Origin of the sequence: Pseudoruminococcus sp., assembly GCF_047012705.1 — a bacterium.
GTDB lineage: Bacteria > Bacillota > Clostridia > Oscillospirales > Acutalibacteraceae > Pseudoruminococcus.
On record NZ_JBKXNW010000003.1, the window covers coordinates 110,656 to 112,848 of the forward strand.

At 39.5% G+C, this 2,193-nt stretch carries 5 protein-coding genes and 1 pseudogene; 5 read left to right on the forward strand and 1 reads right to left on the reverse strand.

Going from position 1 to position 2,193, the window contains the following annotated elements; genetic code table 11:
* The 5 genes and pseudogenes from ACLU24_RS03950 to ACLU24_RS14640 all read left to right on the forward strand — a co-directional run.
* Positions 1-222: hypothetical protein (locus ACLU24_RS03950; protein WP_412610472.1), on the forward strand; the 222-nt coding region annotated here is incomplete at its 5' end.
* Between the two features lie 80 nt (positions 223-302).
* The gene (locus ACLU24_RS03955; RefSeq protein ID WP_412610473.1) at positions 303-779 is read left to right on the forward strand and encodes a MarR family winged helix-turn-helix transcriptional regulator; all 477 of its coding nucleotides are present in this window, start codon (positions 303-305) and stop codon (positions 777-779) included.
* Between the two features lie 26 nt (positions 780-805).
* A complete protein-coding gene (locus ACLU24_RS03960) occupies positions 806-1,657 on the forward strand; it encodes a DUF6544 family protein (protein WP_412610474.1) in 852 nt (283 codons plus the stop codon).
* Complete coding sequence (locus ACLU24_RS03965; RefSeq protein ID WP_412610475.1) at positions 1,641-1,739, forward strand: cysteine-rich KTR domain-containing protein; 99 nt, start codon at positions 1,641-1,643, stop codon at positions 1,737-1,739. Before ACLU24_RS03960 ends, ACLU24_RS03965 begins: the two co-directional genes overlap by 17 nt.
* Positions 1,717-1,815, forward strand: a pseudogene (locus ACLU24_RS14640) (CHAP domain-containing protein); the annotation flags it as partial. The gene ACLU24_RS03965 and the pseudogene ACLU24_RS14640, both read left to right, overlap by 23 nt.
* Here ACLU24_RS14640 and ACLU24_RS03970 read toward each other — a convergent pair.
* Positions 1,812-2,193: helix-turn-helix domain-containing protein (locus ACLU24_RS03970; protein ID WP_412610476.1), on the reverse strand; the 382-nt coding region annotated here is incomplete at its 5' end. The pseudogene ACLU24_RS14640 and the gene ACLU24_RS03970 sit on opposite strands and share 4 nt — an antisense overlap.

Here is a 2,193-nt window from a genome sequence, read left to right on the forward strand (position 1 = left end):
GGCTTTCTTGATAGACAGACCGATTGGCGTAAAATCGAAATCAAAATCATTATTTCTTTCGTCCATAAGCTCACCACCTATACTCTAAAAATCTTACTCTTATATTTTACAGAGATTTGGCTTCCTGTTAAACGGTGTGAAACTTCTTGCAATAAGAGATATAATCTCTGTGTCAAGGAAGTGGAAAAGCGTTCTGAAATTTTTTGTAAATTTTCTATCTGAGGACTTGACATTGCAGTAACAAGTTACTATACTTAGAGCGAGTAGGAACTTGTTACCACTAAACGGAGGCGCACATAAAAATGACCGAACTATTTGAGCAATTCGACTGCGATACGCAGCACAGGATGCAGGCAATCTTTTCAAGTATTTTTGTTTTGCAAAATCGTATGCAGACCGCTGGCGAAAAACTTCAAACCGAAATATCTATGAAACAATGGCTTCTGCTTGCAATGACGGAGTGTTGCCCAGAGCCGCGAACACTAACGAACATCGGAAACCTGATGGGATGTTCAAGGCAAAATGTAAAGAAATTAGCGTTAGCACTTGAAAAGAAAGGTTTTGTCCATCTGCTATTAAGCAGCAACAACTCCGTTCTTGTTCAACCGACAGAAGAGGTGCAACGCTATGCTGAAGAAATCGGAGAACGGCATATGAAGGCATTAAGTCTGTTATTTTCCGATTTTAGCGAAGAAGAAATTGGACAACTATTTTCCCTCTATTCAAAGCTCTATGTAGGATTAGAGCGAATAGAAAGCTATGTGGAGGAATTAGATTAACTATGAAAGAAGTGAGGAAAAGAAAAGTGTTTATAGTAATTGGTGTATTGTTTATACTTGTTGGAATTATTTTGATATGGTTTAATATTCCATACTCCCCAGTAAAAAGAGATTTTCAGAAAGACATTGACGCTCTTATATCTGAAAATCAACTACAGATAAATGATGAGGTTTTTGAAGAAGAAGATTTTAGCAGCCTGCCTACTGCTATTCAGAAGTACATACAAGAGTGTGGATATATTGGAAAACCCAAAATGTCCTATCTCAAGATGGAATACCACAATGTCGATTTCTCACAGGGCAAAAACGGACCCACTCTAAAAATCGACTACACACAATATAACTTCATCAATGAGCCTTGCCGAATGGCACTCATTGACAGCAGTATGTTCGGTATTCCTTTTGAGGGATATGACTACTATCAAAATGGGATTGGCGGTATGAAAGGTGTAATTGCAAAAGCAATTACCTTATTCAACCAGACGGGGACAGATATGGATAAGGCTTGCCTTGCTACTTATCTTGCGGAAAGTTTATTTGCCCCTACCATTCTGTTGCAGGATTATATTTCTTTTGAGAAAATAAGCGATTTTGAAGTACAGGCGACAATCAATTACAAAGGGCAAACGGCAAGCGGTATCTTTACTTTTAATGAGCAGTATGAAATGATTTCTTTTACCACAAATGACAGAGCCACTGCAGGAACAGACGGAAGTATGGAATATGTACCGTGGTCTGCAATTTGTAATGATTATCAACTTGCTTCCAATGGCATTAAATATCCTACGAAATTCCAAGCTGTTTGGAATTATCAAGATGGAGATTTGGTTTACTTTGACGGTAGTATCAGCGAGGTATCTTATGGATATAAACAATAAAGCAGAGTGGGTGCTATGCCCCGTCTGTGGCAATAAAACAAGGGTGCAGATATGTGATGATTGTCTATACCGTCGAGGGTAACTCTGGCGATGCTTGCAGGCAGAAGCAATACGCCGTCGGCAGCGTTATCTGCGGGTACGGTATTCCTGCCTATTAAAAAGGGCAAAAGAAAAACAGAGGTTTTTCCTTCCTCTGTTTTTTTGCCTTACATAAACTGTTGACGGTTGTTTCTGCAATGGACAGTTCTTTATCATCTAAATTGTCGAGCTGTGCGTCTAAACGTTTGCAGGCGGAATTCTTATTGACTTCCTTATTGGGGAATATGTACTCGTCAACCGAAATGTTGAACATCGTCACAAACTGAATAAACAGCTCCAGACTCGGCTTTTGCCTACCCCCATTTTCAATCGCCTGTAAATGCCTTGGGTCGTAGTCAACGATACTGGCAAGCTGTCCTCTCGTCATACCCTGTGCTGTTCTGGCTTTCTTGATAGACAGACCGATTGGCGTAAAATCGAAATCAAAATCATTATTT